The following is a 17,219-nucleotide window of genomic DNA, read 5'->3' as shown; positions in this document are numbered from 1 at the left end:
CGGGTCCCCTCACCTGTCCGAAAACCGGTTGGAGTCCCGCCCGTGGCCATGGCGCACTTCGCTTCAGTCGGGCTGCGGCGGATGCGCGTCCCGCTCCGCCGCCTCGGCGACGCGTTTGATGTTCGCCAGCCGGTGGTCCCAGTCGGCCGCGAGCGAGGCCATCCACCGCGCGGTCCTGTCCAGTGCCGCGGGCCGCACCGCGTAGCGAACCTCGCGCCCGACCCGGCCGCCGGAAACCAGCCCCGCGGCGTCCAGGACGGCGAGGTGCTTGACCACCGCCTGCCGCGAGACGGGAAGGCCCTCGGCCAGCGTCGTGGCGGTGGCCTCACCCTGTTCGGCGAGCAGATCGAGCAGCCGGCGTCGCGTCGGGTCGGCCAGCGCACCGAGGACACCGTCGACGGTCTCGGCGCCGCCGGGACGCTCCTCCGTCACGCGACGGGCTGCTCGGCGCGGGTCTTGAGCGCGCCGAGCTCCAGGGGCCAGCCTTCGCTGTGATCCTTGAGGTTCTGACTGCGCAGCTCCTCGGACCCGGCCAGCGCCGCGAACCCGCTCTCGACGACGCGGAGCCGCGTCCGGTCGCCCTCCTGGGTCAGCGTGAACTCCACGAGCGTGCTGTTGCTCTCGCTCAGTTCCTCGCCGGGGAACGCGCTGGTCCAGCGGTACGACAGGTACGTCGGAGGCTCGACCTTCTCCACGCGTACCGGGAAGTCGCCGTGCTCGGCGTTCCTCGCCACCATCGACTCGCCCTCCTTGGCCACGGTGCCGGGCAGGCTCGCTTTGTCGGCCACCCAGAATCCGGGCTGCGCCACCAGCGACCAGACCCGCTCCAGGGGTGCCGCGATCAGGGTTTCGCGTTCGATTCGGTCGTCGCTCATCAGGAACTCCTTCGTCGTCACCAGCGGATGCAACTCCAGAGTTGCACATAGGGAACCGAGACGCAACTCAAGGGTTGCTCCTGGGGAATCATGTGACCGGTCCCGCGGCGTCACCGTGCGCGTGACATGCGTGTCGCCCCGGTGGAACCGTGAAAGTTCCACCAGGGCGAGCCGAGCGCCATTGCCGCCCGTCCGGCCTTCGGTGCGGCGCCGGTCCGTCGACCGTCAGCGGGTGTACCCGGCTGTCGCGAGACGGGAGCCGGCGTCACGCTGTACGTGGCGGCCGGGCAGGAGGGACGGGTCAGCGGGTGTAGGTGACCCGGTGCTCCCTCAGGGAGCCGCAGTTGGAGCCGGACACCTGCACGTAGACGTTGCCGATCTGGCCGCCCCAGTCGACGCACTGGTTCTTGCCGTTGACGTACGTCGGGCCCGCGTACGACGTGTACTGCCCGTAGTCCGAGTCGTTCGCGTCGGTGGCCGGGATGTAGATCCAGGCGGACATTTCCTTCGCGGCGCCGGGGGTGCTGCGGATGGTCGTGACGCAGTTCTTGCCGTTGGCGGAGTTGTACGTCAGGTAGATGGTGCCCAGCGAGCCGACGGGTGCCGAGTTCACCGTCTTGTAGCTGCTACCGCAGACCTTCTGCGGTGTGGTGTTGGGTGCGGCGGAGGCGGGTGCCGCCAGAGCGGTGGCGGCTCCCAGCGACAGGGCTGCCAGGGCGGTGACGCCCAGCATGGAGTGAATGAAGCGCATATTTCCCCCTTGTGATCTTAGGAGCTGGTTACTCCCGTCTTATGTGACCAGCGGAGCATCCCGATGGTTGTGCCGGATTTACATCGGTTTTCAGCCACAACTGGCGGCTTGACAGGCCGAGTTGCGACGCAGCACGCCCGCCCTGCATGTCTGAGCCTCTCCCCGCGCTCTCCCGGGCGGTCGCCTCCTGCGAGCCCCCTGCGTTCAGCGGACTCGGAGGGGCGAGTCGCCGGTACGCAACCGCAGAGCCGTGGCTCCACCCGTCCGCGAGAGGGCTGAGGGAGAGCGGAGGGAGGGCTACGGGAGGGCTGCAAGGTCATCGGACGTGCGGACGCTCCCACGGGGACGGCGGGGCGGCCACTGTCCGGTTCCGTGTCCCCGGCGGGACACTGGTGGAGTGACGGACGACGAACGGCGGACGGACCGGCGGTTGGAGCGGGCCATCCTCGATCTGCTGGAGCGACGCGGCCCGACGGCCACGATCTGCCCCTCCGACGCGGCGCGGGCGGTGTACGAAGGAGACGACGACGGCTGGCGCGCGCTCATGGAACCGGCCCGCCGCGCGGCCCGGCGGCTGGTCGCGGCCCGCCAGGTGGAGATCACACAGGGTGGGCGCCCGGTCGAGCCGACAGAGGCCCGCGGCCCGATCCGCATTCGCCGCACCCGCTGACACCGAGGCTCCCCGCGCGGCCCCGCAGGGCCGCCGACCTGCTCGGCCCCGGGCTCTCGCCTGTCCGGCGACGAGCCGGGTGTGCCTCGCCCTGACGGGAGCCCCCGCGTCCGAAGCGCATGCCGACCGCGGTCCGGGGAACCCCCTCCTGCGCGCCCCGACGCAGGAGAACCGAGCCTGTCCGACACTGATCCACCGGACCGCACTCGGAGTGGGGCGCCGGCACCACGCGAACCGGAACAAGGAGCAGATGTGAACCAGCCGGACTCCCTCACCCTTCAGCAGGAGATCGCCCGGGAGCTCGGCGTCGCCGAGACCTTCGGGGCCGCGACGGAGATCGAGCGCCGGGTGACCTTCCTCGCGGAGCGGCTGACCTCCGCAGGTCTGGCCTGCCTCGTGCTCGGCATCAGCGGCGGCGTCGACTCCACCACCGCCGGCCGCCTGTGCCAGCTGGCGGTCGAGCGAGCCCGCGACGCCGGACACGAGGCACGGTTCTACGCGATGCGGCTGCCCTACGGCGTCCAGGCCGACGAGCACGACGCCCAGCTCGCGCTCTCCTTCATCCAGCCCGATCACGTGCTGACCGTCGACATCAAGCCCGCGAGCGACGCCGCGCTCGAGGCCGTGCTGCAAGCCGACGTGAGCTTCCGCGACGCCCAGCACCAGGACTTCGTGCTCGGCAACATCAAGGCAAGGCAGCGCATGATCGCCCAGTACGCCGTTGCCGGCGGGCACAACGGACTGGTCGTCGGCACCGATCACGCAGCCGAAGCGCTCTCCGGCTTCTTCACCAAGTTCGGCGACGGCGCGGCGGACGTCGTCCCGCTGTCCGGCCTGACCAAACGCCGGGTACGAGCTGTCGCGGACGTGCTCGGGGCACCGGCCGGCCTGGTGCGCAAGGTCCCGACGGCCGACCTGGAGACCCTCTCTCCGGGCAGGACCGACGAGGACGCGCTCGGGGTCACCTACGACGACATCGACGACTTCCTGGAAGGCAAGCCCGTGGACGAAGACGTCTTCGAGACGATCGTCCACCGCTACCGGCTCACCGACCACAAGCGCCGGCTGCCCATCGCCCCCTGAGGGCCGCCCGGTGATCTTGTACTCACCCGGACGCCGCCACGACGGCACGCGGCTTCGACGGCGGGCCGGAGGAGGAGTTCACGGCCCTGCCTTCGCCCGGCCGGGGGCTGTGGGTCGGGTGCCTGACCCGTTGTGAGGAACCGTCCGCCCGGTATATTTTCGGGTTGTTTCGGCAGGTGGTGCGGCCCGGTTCCGGGCCTGTGCTGAGGGGGGTTCGGGGGATGGTGCGGGTCGAGGACGGGGAAACCCGGGGCGCGGTGGGGACCGGGGGCCAGGAGGGGGTGGCCGGGGGCGGGACTGCCAGGAACGCGAGCGAGGTGGCCGGCGAGCGGGTCGGCGTCGTGGTGGTGGGCGCGGGTGCGGTGGGGTTGCTGCTGGCGTGCGAGCTGGCGGGGTTCGGCGTCGACGTGGTGGTCGTGGAGATGAGGGGCGGGGTCTCGGGGCGGCCGAGGGCGACGACCTTGCATGCGCGGACGGTGCAGTGCCTGGCGCGCCGGGGGTATCTGGATGCGCTGGCCGGTGAGGGCGCGGTGTGGGGGGTGGAGCGGACGGAGGAAGGAGCTCCGTTCCATTTCGGGGGGTTGCCGGGACTGGTGGTCCCGGCGCCCGAGGGGGAGCCGGCGGCCGTGGTGAAGTGCGTGCAGGCTGATGTCGAACGGTGTCTGGAGAAGCGGGCCCGCGGTGTGGGGGTGCGTGTGGTGCGCGGGCACCGCGTGGTGGGGGTGCTCGAGGGGCAGCGCGGGGTGCGGGTGGAGGCGGAGGGCCCGCAGGGTGTCGTGAGGTGGGAAGCGGGCTTCGTGGTGGGGGCGGACGGTGCGCGCAGCGCGGTGCGCGAGCTGGCGGGTTTCGGTTCGCGGGTGTGGCCGGCGACGGTGTCGGCCCTGGCGGGCGATGTGCGCGTCGAGGGCGGGGAGGCGGTTCCGCCGGGCTGGCATCGTACGGAGCGGGGATGGATCTTGGCCCGGGACGTGGGGGACGGTGTCACGCGGTTGCGGACGTTGGACTGTTCGGGCGCCCATGAAGCGCGTGATGTTCCGGTGACCGTGGGGGAGTTGACCGAAGAGGTGTCGCGGATCCTGGGGCGGGAGATCGTGCTGGGCGGGGGGCGGTGGCTGAGCAGGTTCAGTGATTTCTCGCGGCTGGCCGATTCGTATCGCAACGGCCGGGTGTTGCTGGCGGGCGACGCGGCGCATGTGCACTTCCCGATCGGCGGTCAGGGCCTGAGTACGGGATTGCTGGACGCGCTGTCGTTGGGGTGGAGGCTGGCGTTGACGCTGCGGGACAGGGCGGGGGAGGGGCTGCTGGACGGCTATGGGCGGGAGCGGCGTCCTGCCGGGCACAGGGTCATCGACCACACCCGGGCGCAACTGGCCCTCATGCGGCCGGAGCAGGGACTCGATCCGCTTCGTGCGGTCTTCGGTGAGCTCTTGGCGCAGGGCGGTGCGGAGCGTTCGGTGCTGGCGTCGATGATCAGTGGCCAGGACACGGTGCTTCCCGCGCGGGGGCCGGAATCCTCCCCTTGGGAGGGGCGCTTCGTGCCCAACACGGTGCTGGAGACTGCGGAGGGCCGTACCGATGTGATCACTCTGCTGGGGCAGGGCTGGCCACTGCTGCTGCTGTTCGGGGAGCGGGGCACCCGCTATGCGGTGCGGGCGCAGCCGTGGTCGGACCTTGTGCGGGTGATACGGGCCGAGCCGGTGCCGAAGCTGGACAGCGAGGCCCTGCTGGTACGCCCGGACGGCTACGCCGGCTGGGCGGCGGGAGGCGGCCGGCTGGCCGACGCCCTGCGTGACTGTTTCGGTGAGGGCACGCAGAACCCTGAGAGCACGCAGGAGACGGAGACCACGCGGGAGACGGAGACCACGCGGGAGACGGAGACCACGCGGGGTGCGGTGGTCGCCGCCGGGTCGTCGGCGGCCAGGCCCACCGCGTAGCTTCTTCAGCCAAGCTCGCGGAGACTGTCGGCTCCGGAGAGCAGGATCGCCACCACGTCGTCGCGCTTGCCGGGCTGGGTCTTCATCGAGCCGATGTAGCCATAGGGCATGTCATGCCGCCTTCGTCGGAGTTGCTGTCACGCGGCACCATCACGGCCGCCCCGTCAGGCGACGCGACCGCTACCCCGCCGCGACCCCCGAGGCGCGCCAATCACTGACCTGTCAGGAGCCGGGAAGGATCCCCCGGACACGGCTCAGGCGTGGGGCGTGAGGGCGCCGCGGAGTTCGCTGTGCACGTGGGCTCCCCTGGATTCGGTGATGTCGACCGCGGCGAGGACGGAGGGGACGACGACACTGGGCAGGATGTGACGCAGGAGAGCGCTGACGCGGCGCGGAAGGTCCTGGTAGTTGGATACGGCCTGCGACATCGCCTGGACGCCGGCGAACGCTCCGACGAGGACGTCGGCGGTCTCGCCCGGCTCGATGTGGGGCATGAGTTCGCCCTGCGCCTGTGCCTGCCGGAGCAGGGTGGTGCCGACGTCGCTCCAGCGCAGGAAGGGGCCGCTGCGGTCCAGGCCCTGAGCCTGCTGGTCGAGCGCGAGGCGGACGCCCGCGCGCACCAGGGGATCCGTGCGCAGACGGTAGGCGTGCAGGACGACGGTGTCGACGAGTTGCTGGACCTTGCAGGCGCGCGAAGGGACGGGCAGGTCCTGGTCCTGCTCGTGGATCACACCGTCCGCGAGGTCTTCCTTGGAGGGGAAGTGGAAGTACAGGGCGCCTTTGGTCACTCCGGCAGTGGTGAGGATCTCGCTGATGGTGGCAGCCTGGTAGCCGCGCTCCTCGAAGACCTTGGCCGCGGCCGTCAGAATCGTCTGCCGGGTGCGGATCGCCCGGTCCTGCTTCACCAATGCTGGGTCTCCTTGCGTTCGTTGAGCCCAAGGACCCAATAAAAAACCGTCCAGTTCGTACATTACAGGGGGGTGTTGTGTGCGGCACCCCTGGATGTGGCGGGTGCCGTGAACCGCGGGAACGGCCGCGGTCCGGCGGGGAAGGGAGCAGGGTGTGCGGGACGTGGGAGACGGTGTGGGCGACGAGGGCCGCGAGGTGCGCGGTGGGGACGACGGTGTGCCGGACGGCTCGGGTGGCGGCTTGGTCCTGGTGACGGGCGCGACGGGGACGGTGGGGCGGGAAGTGCTGCGGACGTTTCCTGCGGGGCGGCCGTTGCGGATCATGTCGAGGGATCCATCGAGGGTGTCGCAAGCACCGTCGGGCGCTGAGACGGTGGCGGGGGACTACGAGGATCCGCTGTCGCTGGACCGGGCGTTGGCGGGGGTGGAGACGGCGTTCTTGGTCACGGCGCGGCCGGGTGGGGGCGATGATGCGGCGTTCGTGGCGGCCGCGCGGCGGGCGGGTGTGCGGCGTCTGGTGAAACTGTCCGCGGCGGCGGTGTCGGATCCCGGGGCCGGAGACGTGATCACTCGCTGGCAGCGGGCGGCCGAGGAGTGCGTGCGCGGCTGCGGTCTGCGGTGGACCCTGCTGCGTCCGCGTGCGTTCATGTCCAACTCTCTGGCCTGGGCGGAGTCGGTGCGTGACGAACGCACGGTGCGTGCACTGTACGGGACCTCGCCCAACGCCTGCGTGGACCCCCGTGACATCGCGGAGGTCGCGGTGCGGGTGCTGACGGAGCAGGGACACGACGGTCGTACGTACACCCTGACCGGGCCTCGGGCGCTGACCGCGGCGGAGCAGACCGAGGAGCTGAGCCGGCTCCTGGGTGTGCCCCTGCGGTTCGTGGAACTGAGCCCGGCACGGGCGCGGGCCACGTGGGCCCGGCGATACCCGCAGCCGATCGTCGAGGCGCTGCTGGAGAGCGCGTTGCGGCAACGTGCGGGTGCCAAGGCGGGGGTGCAGGACACGGTCCGCGCGGTGACGGGCAGCCCGGCACGCTCCTTCGGACAGTGGGCCCGCGATCACCTCGAGGCTTTCGCCGGCCCGATCGCCCTCCCCGGCCCCGCAGGCCTTGCCGACCCCGCCGGGCCTGTGGGGCCGGCCGGGCATGTTGCCTCTGCCGGGCGGCCGGCGTCCACGTAGGCCGGGCCGGCGCACGCCGTCACCCCTGCCCCTTGGAGGTGTGGCTGTGGGGGTCAGGGAGTGGGTGGTGCCATGGTGACGGTGGAGCGGAAGACGGGGTGGCCGTCCTGGTGGGCGGTTATCCGGACGCTTTCTTCCTTTTCGGGTGCGGAGGGGGTCGGGGGGAGGGGGTGGGCTTCGATGGTGCAGGGGGCGTCGAGTTCGACGTAGCGCAGGAACTGGCTGGTGAGGGCGAGGGGCAGGCCGGTGCGTCCGAGGGCGGCGATGGCGGCCTGGCGGGCGGCTTCGAGGAGGACCATGCCGGGTACGTGGTCGACGGGGTGGTCGAAGAGGGTGGGGTGGCGGGTGTCGACGCGCAGTTGCCAGCGGCCGGTCTGCCCGGTCGGAGACAGGACGACGTCCATGGGCGACATCCGGCCGACACTCTGCGGGGGTTCGGGAGCGGTCAGCGCAAGCGGGCGGGGGACTTCACGGTCGGGCAGCCGGCCGGCGCGCAGGCGCTCGTAGACCGCCGGGGCGATGCAGGTGAGGAAGCCGCCTCCGGTGGCGGCGAGGTGCCCCTCGCGGTAGATCCTCACGTGGATGCGGCAGCTGCTCAGGGTGCCGCGCCGGTGTTTGACCTCGGTACAGGTGACGTCGACGTCGAGGGAGGCAGGTGTCAGCCCGACCCGTATGTGCGGGGGGCGCACCTCGACGTCCAGGTCGGCGACCAGGAGGTGATGGTCCAGCGGGACCCCGAACTCGGCGTGGGCCAGCAGGATTCCGCTCTGCCGAATCGTCTCGGCGGCGATCAGCGGGTCGTGGCAGCCGTCCACGGCCGTGAAGAAGCCGTGGCCGCGGGGCCACTGGGCAGCCAGGGCGAACCGTAAGTCCTCCCGCCGAGCCCAGTCGGTGAGCAGGACCTCGGCGACGCTGGCGCGATGGACGAATTCCCGGGGAACGGTGGTGGTCAGGGACGGCAGGGATTCCGGGGGGCCGGTCCGTGTGCGTGCGGCACCGGATTGTGCACGATGTATGCGGAACGCGCTCGCCGACATAACTCCCCCTGAGCCGCCTCGGATGCCTCATGAGGGACAGCCCCTCGGAAGGTCGAAGATACATACCAGCCGGTTTACTTTCCACCGGCAAGGCGCTGCTCCGCGTCCGGTAAATGGAGTGGTTTATTCCCGGACCTTCTCGTGATCGTTCGCCCGGCGGCCGCGGGTCAGAACCAGTGCAGGCAGTGCGGGGCGCGCTCGGCGCGGAAGAGAGCGTCGGCGAGGGCCGCCGCGCCGGGACGGTGAGCCCGGATGTGTCCGGCGCGTGCGAGCGTGCTGGGGGCGGTGCCGCCGAGGTAGACCGAGCCCAGGTCACCGACGCCGAGGGACAGGTCGGGCTCGCGGTCCGTGGGGACGCATTCGGCCTTGCTGTCCCGGACGGTCAGCAGGTAGCGGCCGTGCTCGCCGAGGAAGGGGTCGTCGACGTCGAGAACCAGCTCGCCGTCGGTGAACCAGCCGCGGGCGGTGAGCGCACGCGGGATGTCCAGCAGCCGTACCCAGAGCCAGTCGGTGTCGTCGCTCAGCTGGGCGGCGCGGAAGTCCGTGAACCGCCAGCGCAGCGGGTGCCCGGGCGGGAAGTGCTTGAAGACGACCTCGGTGACCAGGTCGTGCCCAAGGACGAACCGGGCCAGGGCCGTGAAGACGGCGTCGTCGGTGGTGATGGTCTCGTCGACGGTCAAGGTGCCGCTCTCGCCGAGCGCATAGCTGGCGTACCCGTCCGGTACGCCGTCGGCGTCGCGGTGGACGGCGACGTAGCGCGGCGTCGCGGAGACGGGCGGCTGGCCCGCGCCCCGAGCCCACCAGTGGTGCGGCCGCGACAGCGCGCCCGGCTGTGCGTGGCGGTAGCGGTCGTAGACCTCTTCCAGGACCGTGCCGCACTCGGCACGCCGCAGTACCTCGACCGAACCGGTGTCCGGGTCGGTGTCGGGCGCCGGGGAGCCCGCCGTCGCGCGCGCCCGGGGCAGGGCGAGGGCGCCCCGGTGGCGCTGTACCGTCAGCCGCTGCGTGTAGGTCGCCGGTCCGTAACCGAACCTGCCGTAGATCAGGGCCTCGCTGGCCAGCAGCACGGAGAGGAACTCCCCCCGGGCCCGCAGCTCGTCGAGTTGATGGCGCATCATCGCCCCCGCCACGCCCCGGCGTCGATGCGAGGGCAGGACGCCGACGGTGGTCACCCCGGCGGTCGGGACGAGGATCTCACCGGGCAGGGTGAGCTCGAAGGAGTACGCCCCGGCGGTGCCGACGGGCCGCCCGTCCGCCGTCACGGCAAGCAGGCCGCGATCCATTTCGAGCGCCGACCACCACAGTCCGCCGTCCTCGGTCGGGGTCTCCGGGAACCGTCCGAATGCGGCATGGAGGGTGTCGACGAAAACGTCGCGGTCCTCGTCGGTCGTAGAACGGATCTCCATGCTGCCGCTTCCTCCCCCGGTCACGGCACCACGGCTCGTGGTGCCCCGCCACAGTGCAGCCTCGACCCGTGAGCAGGTCAAGCGGTTTATTGCGAGCAGGTCGGGATCTCGGCCGCGTCCCCAGGGGACACTCGCCACCGTGCTCGGGGGTGAGTGGCCCCTGGGAACACGGGGAGCGCCTGGCCCGGTGGCCGGTGCGGACGCACGGCGACGAGATCTGCCACGCCCCCTACGGCGGTTCCAGTGCGTTTCGAGTGCGGCTGGTTCGGCGTCCCGCATCGTGGGAGCGCCCGAGTGACCGAAGGAGTTCCCGTGCGCACAACGGTGACCGGCCCCATCACGATCGACCAGCTGACAGGTGTTCCCCGGCGGTCGGGCGAGCAGTTGCTGCCCGGCCCGCTCGCCCTTGACCCGCTCGCCTCTGTCCCGCTCTCCTTCCGGCGAGGCCTGCCCGGGGTGCGCGGGGGAGGTGTCCCGGCGCACACCTCCTCCCGCCCCTGCGGCGCCGCGTCCCCGCCGGGTGAAGCAGCGGCCGTAACCGGTCCCGCCGCCTGCGAGCCGCGGTGGCAGGACCGGCGGGCATCGACATCGGCACCGTCACCGGAGGCCGGCCATGACGACGTTGCGTGACGTGCTCGCCCAGCAGGCGCCCTCGTTCTCCTTCGAGTTCTTCCCTCCGAAGACGGACGCCGGTATGCGCACCCTGTGGCGGACGATCCGGCAGGTCGAGCGGCTGGCACCCGCCTTCGTCTCGGTCACTTACGGCGCGGGCGGCTCCTCGAGGGACCGAACCGTCGAGGTGACCCGGCAGATCGTGGCCGAGACGACGCTGCGCCCCGTCGCCCATCTCACGGCCATCGGCCACTCGGTGGCGCAGCTGCGCAGCATCATCGGCCAGTACGCCGACGCCGGCGTACGCGATGTCCTCGTCCTGCGCGGCGATCCGCCCGGCGGCGACCCCGACGCGCCGTGGACCGCGCATCCGAACGGCTTCAGCCATGCCCACGAACTCGTGACTCTGGTGCGGGAGTTGGGGGACTTCAGTATCGGAGTCGCGGCGTTCCCCGAGCGTCATCCGCGCTCACCCGACTGGGAGAGCGACCTCCGGCACTTCGTCGCCAAGTGCCGGGCGGGCGCCGACTACGCCGTCACCCAGATGTTCTTCCACGTCGAGGACTACCTGCGGCTGCGCGACCGGGTGGCCGCCGCCGGCTGTGACATCCCGATCATTCCGGAGATCATGCCGGCCACCGACGCACGCCAGATCGGCCGTTTCGCCGAACTCAGCGGCGCCGCCTTCCCCGAGGAACTGGCACACCGCCTCCACGGCGCGCGCCACGACCCGCAGCAGGGCCACCGCATCGGCGTCGACTACGCCACCGCCATGGCCCAGCGGCTCCTGCGCGAAGGCGCCCCCGGACTGCACTACATCACCCTCAACCGGTCGACGGCGGCGCTGGACATCCATCGAGCCGTGAGAGAACCGGCAGGTGCCCGGCGCGTCCTGGCACCGCACCACTGACGTCAACCACCGCGCTGAGAGCGGGAGGACCAGGTGTACGACAGCACTCAGGACGACGGCAGGGCGGACAGGGAAGCAACGGATGTCACCTCGGGTGCCGTCCCACCGCTGCGACTCGCCGGCATCGACGAGGACGACATGGCGGAGCCCCACGTGGTACGCGGCATCGACTGACGTCGCGGCCCACGCCGCGAGCCGGCGGCGGCCGCCCTCACCGCCGGCAGGCGAGATCCGTCATCACGGCCGGCGGCAGGGACGGGTTGGCCGCGGCTGCTTCCGCCACCTGTTCGTCCGGGTCGTCGAGCAGCTCCACGACGACCGCCGGAGGCAGAGCCGGGTGGCCGGCGGCGATGGGTCTGGCCCGTCCGTCCGTCAGACAGACGAGCAGGGCCGGGGCCGTCGCCCGGCGATGGCGCGCAACCTCACGGAACACCTTCCGCACCGCCGGCTCGTGGCGGACCAGGTGCTCCAGCAGCGCTGGGGGAGCATCCGGGTTGGTCGCCACCTTGGCCAGGACATGGACGCCGTGCCGGTCGACCATGGCACGCAACTGCGCTTCGGTGAGCCCGGGGTGCGGGGCGAGGGCCTTGACCACCTTCGCGTCGGGGTCGCCGGCCAGCCGGTTGCGCAGCGCGGGCGGCAGGTCGCGTCGCTGGGCCACCAGCATCCGCGCGGCCGGGTTCGGTGAGATGGCCAGTTCTTCGGCCTCGGCGGGGGAGCACGCGGCGATCCGGGGCACCAGCGTGGCGCCGGTCCCGGCAGTCCGGGCGAGGGCGGTGAGCACGTCGAGCGGTACGCGCGGATGGTGTGCAATCGTGCGGCGCACGTCGGGGTCGTGGTCATCGGCCAGCGCACGGATGAGGGCGTCGTCGAGAGCGGGATTTTCGGCGAGTTCCGCGCGGATGCCGGGAGCCGGATCCGAGGCGAGCCGTGCGGACACCTGCGGGGGCAGGTCCTGACGGGTGGCGAGCGCCCAGCGCAGCAGCATCGACGGATGGTCCGCGAAGCCCACGACGACTTCGACGGGGGTGGCAGGGTTACGCAGGGCCGCCTGGCGCATGTCATGGACGGTGGACTCGTGCGAGCCGTCGCAGGAGGCGCCCGGTGGCAGATCGCAGCCGATCCGCGCGCACTGCGACTCGTGGACGAAGGAGGTCTCCTCGCGGTCACAGACGAGACAGCGCAGCGCCGCAGGCAGCCCCGCACCGGTCACCAACGCCGCCAACACGGCCGGGGGCGTCGCCTCGTTGCCCGCCACCGCGCGGCGGACCTCGGCGTGCGGATGCGCGGCCAGCCTTGCGGCCACCTCAGGGGTGGTCCACAACGCGAGCTCGGCGACGACACCCACCTCCGGGTCCGCCGCGAGCGTGTCCACCACGTCGGAGGGCAGACCGGGGCAGGCCGCCAGCTTCTCCCGCCGCTCAGGGCCCGGCTCCGACGCGAGGAGGCGCGCCCAGTCCGGGCTGCCGGCGCCCCGGTCGAGGAGGGCGAGGGCGGCATCCGGCCAGACGGCGGGATCGATGTCGGCGGCACTCAGCTTTCCCTCGTACGCCAGGCGCACCGCGCTCTCGCCGACGCGCTCGGCCAGCGCGACCGCCTGTGCCCGGCTGAGGTCGGTGCGGCGGGTGAGGTCCAGGGCGATGTCCTCGTCCGCGAGGGATATCAGCCGGTCGACCAGCTCGGACGGCAGCGCCGGATTGGCGGCCAGCCCACACAGGAGAGGATGCATCCACGCATCCTTGCCTGGGCGCGCATGACAGTTCCCCGGATTTTTCTCCCCGGGGCGGGGCGGCGCCGGCTTCACCGTCCCGGTGGCCTCACTCGTTCTGTCGCCGCCGGCCCTGGCGGGGACCTGAGCCTCAGATCGTCATGTGCCCTGGACGGGGGCCGTCCGCCGCCGAAGGCACAGGCGCGGGATGTGCGCTGCCGACCGTGATGGCTGTGATCGATGCTGGATCTGGCACCACGACCTGGCACCACCCGGCCCCTCCGCAACGAGGGTCACGCGATCTTCCTCCAGACCCTGACCATTTTCCTCCAGGCGGTCTCCGCCGGACTACTGCTGACCTCGTCCTTCGGAGAGACGCTGCACAGCGTGGGAGCCCGCGTGATGTACGGGGCGGCGATGTTGTACGTGCTCGCGGCGGTGCTGGCTTGGAAACCGGGCGGCGGCTCGCCCCGGCCGATCCGGCACGCGTCGGGCTTCCTCGCCCTCGCCTCGGTCCAGGTCTTCCTCGGCATCGCGCACGTCCCGTCGGTCCATCTCCCCCTGGGGGTCCTGATGTTCGGCCTGAGTGTGCTGGCGCTCGCCCGACGCTGAGCTGCGGCACAGGTTCCCGTCGGCACCGGCCAAGGGCGAAGACTGCCCGACCACTCCTCTGCACAGCCGCTCTTGACCAGGTGAAATGGGTGGATGAGGTGATGTTGCGCAGAGTCGGGGAAGAAGGTGCGGCAACCGACAGGAGGTTGCTGTGGAGGGTGGAGATCTGGAACTGGGCGAGTTGCTGGCCGCTGCGGAAGCGGCCCCGCCCGGTGAGTCCGTGGACGTGGTGGCGCGCGATTTGCAGAAGCGGTTCGGTGCCGAGCGGGTGTCCTTCCTGTTCGTCGACCTCATCGGCCAGCGGCTGGTCCGTCTGGCCGCCGCCGGCAGTGCGGACGGCGACGACGCGGGGCCGGTGGAGCTGCTGGGCAGTGTCTATGACGAGGTGCTGCGGAGCCAGCGTCAGCATGTCGAGCCGGGCGGGCAGGGCGGGCGGCGGGTCATCACGCCGGTCACCAACCGGGGCGACTGCATCGGCGTGCTCGAGGTGAGCCTGCAGAGCGCCGACGACACCGTACTGCGCCAGGTCCGCGAGGCGGCCCACGCGCTGGCCTACATCATCGTCACCGACCGCCGCTTCACCGACCTCTACCACCTGACCCGGCGCACCACCGAGACCAGCCTGGCCGCGGAGATCCAGCACCAGCTGCTGCCCTCCGCGCCGTGCTGCGAGGCACGGCAGTTCACCCTGGCCGCCGGCCTGGTCCCGGCCGACGACATCGGCGGCGACACCTACGACTACACCCTGGACCGCGACACCCTGCACCTGTCCATCACCGACGCGATGGGCCACGACACCAACTCCGCCCTCCTGGCCACACTGCTTCTCGGAGCGCTGCGCCGGGCCCGCCGCAGCGGCTGCGACGCCCTGAGACAGGCCCACCACGCCCACCAGGCCCTGCTCAGCCACAGCCGCGGCCTGGCCACCGGCCAGCTGCTCTGCGTCGACCTGGCCAGCGGCCGGTGCGAACTGGTCAACGCCGGCCACCCCCGCCCGCTGCGGCTGCGCGCCGGCACCGTCGAGGAGGTGCCCCTGAGCGCCAACCTGCCCTTCGGCGTGTCCGCCCCCACCGGCTACCGCCTCCAGGAACTCCAGCTGCTGCCCGGGGACCGCCTGGTGCTGCTCACCGACGGGATGCAGGAACGCGGTGCGGCCGCCGTCGACCTGGCCGCCGTCATCCACGACACCCGCACGCTGCACCCACGCGAAGCCGTCCGCAGCCTGACCGCCGCCGTCCTGCACGCCTGCCACGGCAGCCTCAGAGACGACGCCACGGTCCTGATACTGGACTGGCACGGCACCCCCGACCACCCCGACGACACCAGACCCGACCCGCAGCGATGAGCCGGTAGGGGCAGGCGACAGGCCCTGGAGGGACGACGGGCGGCGGCAGGCAGCCAGGCGGGGTCGACAGTCACGGGTGACGGGGCATCGCCGGCTTCTGCGCATGGCCGTGGCCGACCGGGGCAGGAGGAGGGCTCGTGCCGCGGCGGCGGTGCGGGTGACGGGTGAGCCGAGACCCGGGGAGGCCGCGGTGTTCGAGGGATTCGAGACGGCGCAAGTCGATGTCGGTGAGGCCTCCGTCTTCGTGCGCTTCGGCGGCGAAGGACCGCCGGTCGTGCTGCTGCACGGCCACCCCCGCACCTCGGCGACCTGGCACGAGGTCGCCCCGCTGCTCGTGCGGGCCGGCCATACCGTCGTCTGCCCGGACCTGCGTGGTTACGGGCGCTCCCGGGGGCCGGAGTTCACGGCGGACCATGAGGGCTATTCGAAGCGGGCTGTCGCGGCGGACGTGGTGGCCGTGATGGGCCGCCTCGGACATCACCGCTTCGCGCTCGCCGGACACGACCGCGGGGGCAGTGTGGCGCTGCGCCTCACCCTCGACCACCCGCAGAGCGTCTCGAGGGTGGCGTTCCTGGACTGTCTGCCGTTGACGGAGCACCTGTCGCGGATCACGACCGCGTTCGCCACCCAGTGGTGGCACTGGTTCTTCTTCGCGCAGCCGGACATCCCCGAGCGGGTCATCACCGCCGACCCCGACAGCTGGTACCGCGGCGACCCCGAGACGATGGGGCAGGAGAACTACGAGGAATGGCGGAAGGCCACCCGCGACCCCGACGTGGTCCGGGCCATGCTCGAGGACTACCGTGCCGGCCTCACCGTCGACCGCGGGCACGAGGAGGCCGACCGTGCCGCCGGCGCGCGCATCGCCTGTCCGACGCTGGTCCTGTGGTCGCTCAAGGACGACCTGGAGGACCTCCACGGGGATCCCCGCACGATCTGGAGCCGCTGGGCCGACGACGTCCGCGGTCACGGCATCGACTCCGGACACCATGTCGCCGAACTGGCGCCTCGGGCACTGGCCCAGGCCCTCACGGACTTCCTTCAGCCGGACCCGGGTGGCCCCGCCCAGAGCTGACCCGCGACCACGTCCGGGCTCCTGTCGGTGACCCTCGCTTCGGCCCTGGGTCGTACTCGGTGCCGGGGCGTGCGGCGTGTGGGGTGGTGTTTCGTTTTTTCGTGCGGGTGGGCGCATGGATGCACAATGAAGGGGTAATCGCGCGGCGGTGCCGGTTGATTCCAGTCGGCTCGTGGTGGTCGGTTTCGATGGTGGGAGGGGTATGTCATGGCACTCATGAGCGTGACGGCTACGGACACGCAGGTGCGCGGGTTGCCGGAGGTCGCCGACCCCGCTCGTGTCGCGCCGCGGGACGCCCGTGAGCTGTCCCGGCTGTTCTTCGACCAGCTCGCGGTGCTGGAGGAGGGCACGCCGCAGCACCAGTACGCACGCAACACGCTGATCGAGATGAACATGTCGCTGGTGCGGTTCGCGGCGGGCCGTTTCCGCAGCCGGGGACCGGAGGAGATGGAGGACATCGTCCAGGTCGGCATGATCGGCCTGATCAAGGCGATCGACCGGTTCGACCTGTCCCGGGAGGCGGAGTTCACCTCCTTCGCCATCCCCTACATCGTCGGTGAGATCAAGCGGTTCTTCCGCGACACCACCTGGGCGGTGCACGTGCCGCGCCGGCTGCAAGAGGCCCGCGTCCAGCTGGCCCGCGCCACCGAGGAACTGCGCAGCCGGCTGGGCCGCACCCCGACGGTCAGGGAACTCTCGGAACTGATGAGCCTGCCCGAGGAAGAGGTGTGCGAGGCCCGCCTGGCCGCCAACGGCTACAACTCCTCCTCCCTGGACGCCACCCTCAGCAGCGGTGAGGACGGCGAGACCGCCCTGCAGGACTTCATCGGCACCGAGGACCAGGCACTGGAACTCGTGGAGGACTTCCACGCCCTGGCCCCCCTCATCGCCGAGCTCGGCGAACGCGACCGGCAGATCATCCACATGCGCTTCGTCGAAGAACTCACCCAGGCCCAGATCGGCGAACGCCTCGGCGTCTCCCAGATGCACGTCTCCCGGCTCCTCACCCGCACCCTGACCCGGCTGCGCGAAGGCATGCTCACCCAGCACTGACACCCACCAGCCCGCCCCCCAAGGCCCCGGGCGGCACCAGCACCCAGCCTCACCGCC

General features: G+C 71.6%; 17 protein-coding genes. 10 read left to right on the top strand and 7 right to left on the bottom strand.

Annotated elements, in window-relative coordinates:
• Nucleotides 1-63: 63 nt before the first annotated feature.
• From OHS71_RS02620 to OHS71_RS02610, 3 genes are all read right to left on the bottom strand, one after another.
• Entirely contained in the window at nucleotides 64-432 is a 369-nt protein-coding gene (locus OHS71_RS02620) for an ArsR/SmtB family transcription factor (protein WP_328476343.1), read from the bottom strand.
• Complete coding sequence (locus tag OHS71_RS02615; protein WP_328476341.1) at nucleotides 429-875, bottom strand: SRPBCC domain-containing protein; 447 nt, start codon at nucleotides 873-875, stop codon at nucleotides 429-431. Before OHS71_RS02615 ends, OHS71_RS02620 begins: the two co-directional genes overlap by 4 nt.
• A 301-nt stretch (nucleotides 876-1,176) precedes the next feature.
• A complete protein-coding gene (locus OHS71_RS02610; protein ID WP_328476339.1) occupies nucleotides 1,177-1,626 on the bottom strand; it encodes a spore-associated protein in 450 nt (149 codons plus the stop codon).
• Nucleotides 1,627-2,023: 397 nt separating this feature from the next.
• Here OHS71_RS02610 and OHS71_RS02605 point away from each other — a divergent pair, with 397 nt between their 5' ends.
• From OHS71_RS02605 to OHS71_RS02595, 3 genes are all read left to right on the top strand, one after another.
• Complete coding sequence (locus OHS71_RS02605) at nucleotides 2,024-2,296, top strand: DUF3253 domain-containing protein (RefSeq protein ID WP_328476337.1); 273 nt, start codon at nucleotides 2,024-2,026, stop codon at nucleotides 2,294-2,296.
• 252 nt (nucleotides 2,297-2,548) lie between these two features.
• Nucleotides 2,549-3,379 (top strand): ammonia-dependent NAD(+) synthetase, encoded by an 831-nt coding sequence (nadE, locus tag OHS71_RS02600; RefSeq protein WP_328476335.1) that lies wholly within the window; start codon nucleotides 2,549-2,551, stop codon nucleotides 3,377-3,379.
• A gap of 221 nt (nucleotides 3,380-3,600) precedes the next feature.
• On the top strand, nucleotides 3,601-5,313 hold the full coding sequence (locus OHS71_RS02595) for an FAD-dependent monooxygenase (RefSeq protein WP_328476333.1): 1,713 nt from the start codon (nucleotides 3,601-3,603) through the stop codon (nucleotides 5,311-5,313).
• 254 nt (nucleotides 5,314-5,567) lie between these two features.
• On the opposite strand, the gene OHS71_RS02590 is transcribed toward OHS71_RS02595, so the two are convergent.
• On the bottom strand, nucleotides 5,568-6,221 hold the full coding sequence (locus tag OHS71_RS02590) for a ScbR family autoregulator-binding transcription factor (RefSeq protein ID WP_328476331.1): 654 nt from the start codon (nucleotides 6,219-6,221) through the stop codon (nucleotides 5,568-5,570).
• A 241-nt stretch (nucleotides 6,222-6,462) separates the two neighbouring features.
• Here OHS71_RS02590 and OHS71_RS02585 point away from each other — a divergent pair, with 241 nt between their 5' ends.
• A complete protein-coding gene (locus tag OHS71_RS02585; protein ID WP_328484372.1) occupies nucleotides 6,463-7,404 on the top strand; it encodes an NAD(P)H-binding protein in 942 nt (313 codons plus the stop codon).
• A gap of 53 nt (nucleotides 7,405-7,457) precedes the next feature.
• On the opposite strand, the gene OHS71_RS02580 is transcribed toward OHS71_RS02585, so the two are convergent.
• Nucleotides 7,458-8,441, bottom strand: a complete 984-nt coding sequence (locus tag OHS71_RS02580) for a ScbA/BarX family gamma-butyrolactone biosynthesis protein (RefSeq protein ID WP_328476329.1) — start codon at nucleotides 8,439-8,441, stop codon at nucleotides 7,458-7,460.
• 167 nt (nucleotides 8,442-8,608) lie between these two features.
• Nucleotides 8,609-9,847: a GNAT family N-acetyltransferase gene (locus tag OHS71_RS02575; protein ID WP_328476327.1), complete on the bottom strand. Its 1,239-nt coding sequence runs from the start codon at nucleotides 9,845-9,847 to the stop codon at nucleotides 8,609-8,611.
• 613 nt (nucleotides 9,848-10,460) lie between these two features.
• Here OHS71_RS02575 and metF point away from each other — a divergent pair.
• Nucleotides 10,461-11,369, top strand: coding sequence for a methylenetetrahydrofolate reductase [NAD(P)H] (gene metF / locus OHS71_RS02570; RefSeq protein WP_328476325.1), 909 nt, complete (start codon nucleotides 10,461-10,463; stop codon nucleotides 11,367-11,369).
• 33 nt (nucleotides 11,370-11,402) lie between these two features.
• Nucleotides 11,403-11,543, top strand: coding sequence for a hypothetical protein (locus OHS71_RS02565; RefSeq protein WP_328476323.1), 141 nt, complete (start codon nucleotides 11,403-11,405; stop codon nucleotides 11,541-11,543).
• 37 nt (nucleotides 11,544-11,580) lie between these two features.
• Here OHS71_RS02565 and OHS71_RS02560 read toward each other — a convergent pair whose 3' ends face one another.
• A complete protein-coding gene (locus tag OHS71_RS02560) occupies nucleotides 11,581-13,098 on the bottom strand; it encodes a hypothetical protein (RefSeq protein WP_328476321.1) in 1,518 nt (505 codons plus the stop codon).
• 219 nt (nucleotides 13,099-13,317) lie between these two features.
• On the opposite strand from OHS71_RS02560, the gene OHS71_RS02555 reads away from it, so the two are divergent.
• The 4 genes from OHS71_RS02555 (at nucleotide 13,318) to OHS71_RS02540 (ending at nucleotide 17,162) form a co-directional block, all read left to right on the top strand.
• On the top strand, nucleotides 13,318-13,689 hold the full coding sequence (locus OHS71_RS02555) for a hypothetical protein (protein ID WP_328476319.1): 372 nt from the start codon (nucleotides 13,318-13,320) through the stop codon (nucleotides 13,687-13,689).
• 151 nt (nucleotides 13,690-13,840) lie between these two features.
• Complete coding sequence (locus tag OHS71_RS02550; RefSeq protein ID WP_328476317.1) at nucleotides 13,841-15,034, top strand: PP2C family protein-serine/threonine phosphatase; 1,194 nt, start codon at nucleotides 13,841-13,843, stop codon at nucleotides 15,032-15,034.
• Nucleotides 15,035-15,224: 190 nt separating this feature from the next.
• Entirely contained in the window at nucleotides 15,225-16,109 is an 885-nt protein-coding gene (locus OHS71_RS02545) for an alpha/beta fold hydrolase (protein WP_328476315.1), read from the top strand.
• A 207-nt stretch (nucleotides 16,110-16,316) separates the two neighbouring features.
• On the top strand, nucleotides 16,317-17,162 hold the full coding sequence (locus tag OHS71_RS02540) for an RNA polymerase sigma factor SigF (RefSeq protein WP_328476313.1): 846 nt from the start codon (nucleotides 16,317-16,319) through the stop codon (nucleotides 17,160-17,162).
• Nucleotides 17,163-17,219 lie beyond the last annotated feature (57 nt).

The organism is Streptomyces sp. NBC_00377 (assembly GCF_036075115.1).
In the GTDB taxonomy this organism is placed as follows: domain Bacteria; phylum Actinomycetota; class Actinomycetes; order Streptomycetales; family Streptomycetaceae; genus Streptomyces.
The sequence above is the reverse complement of the archived record's forward strand: the minus strand, read 5'-3'. Positions and strand labels throughout refer to the sequence as shown.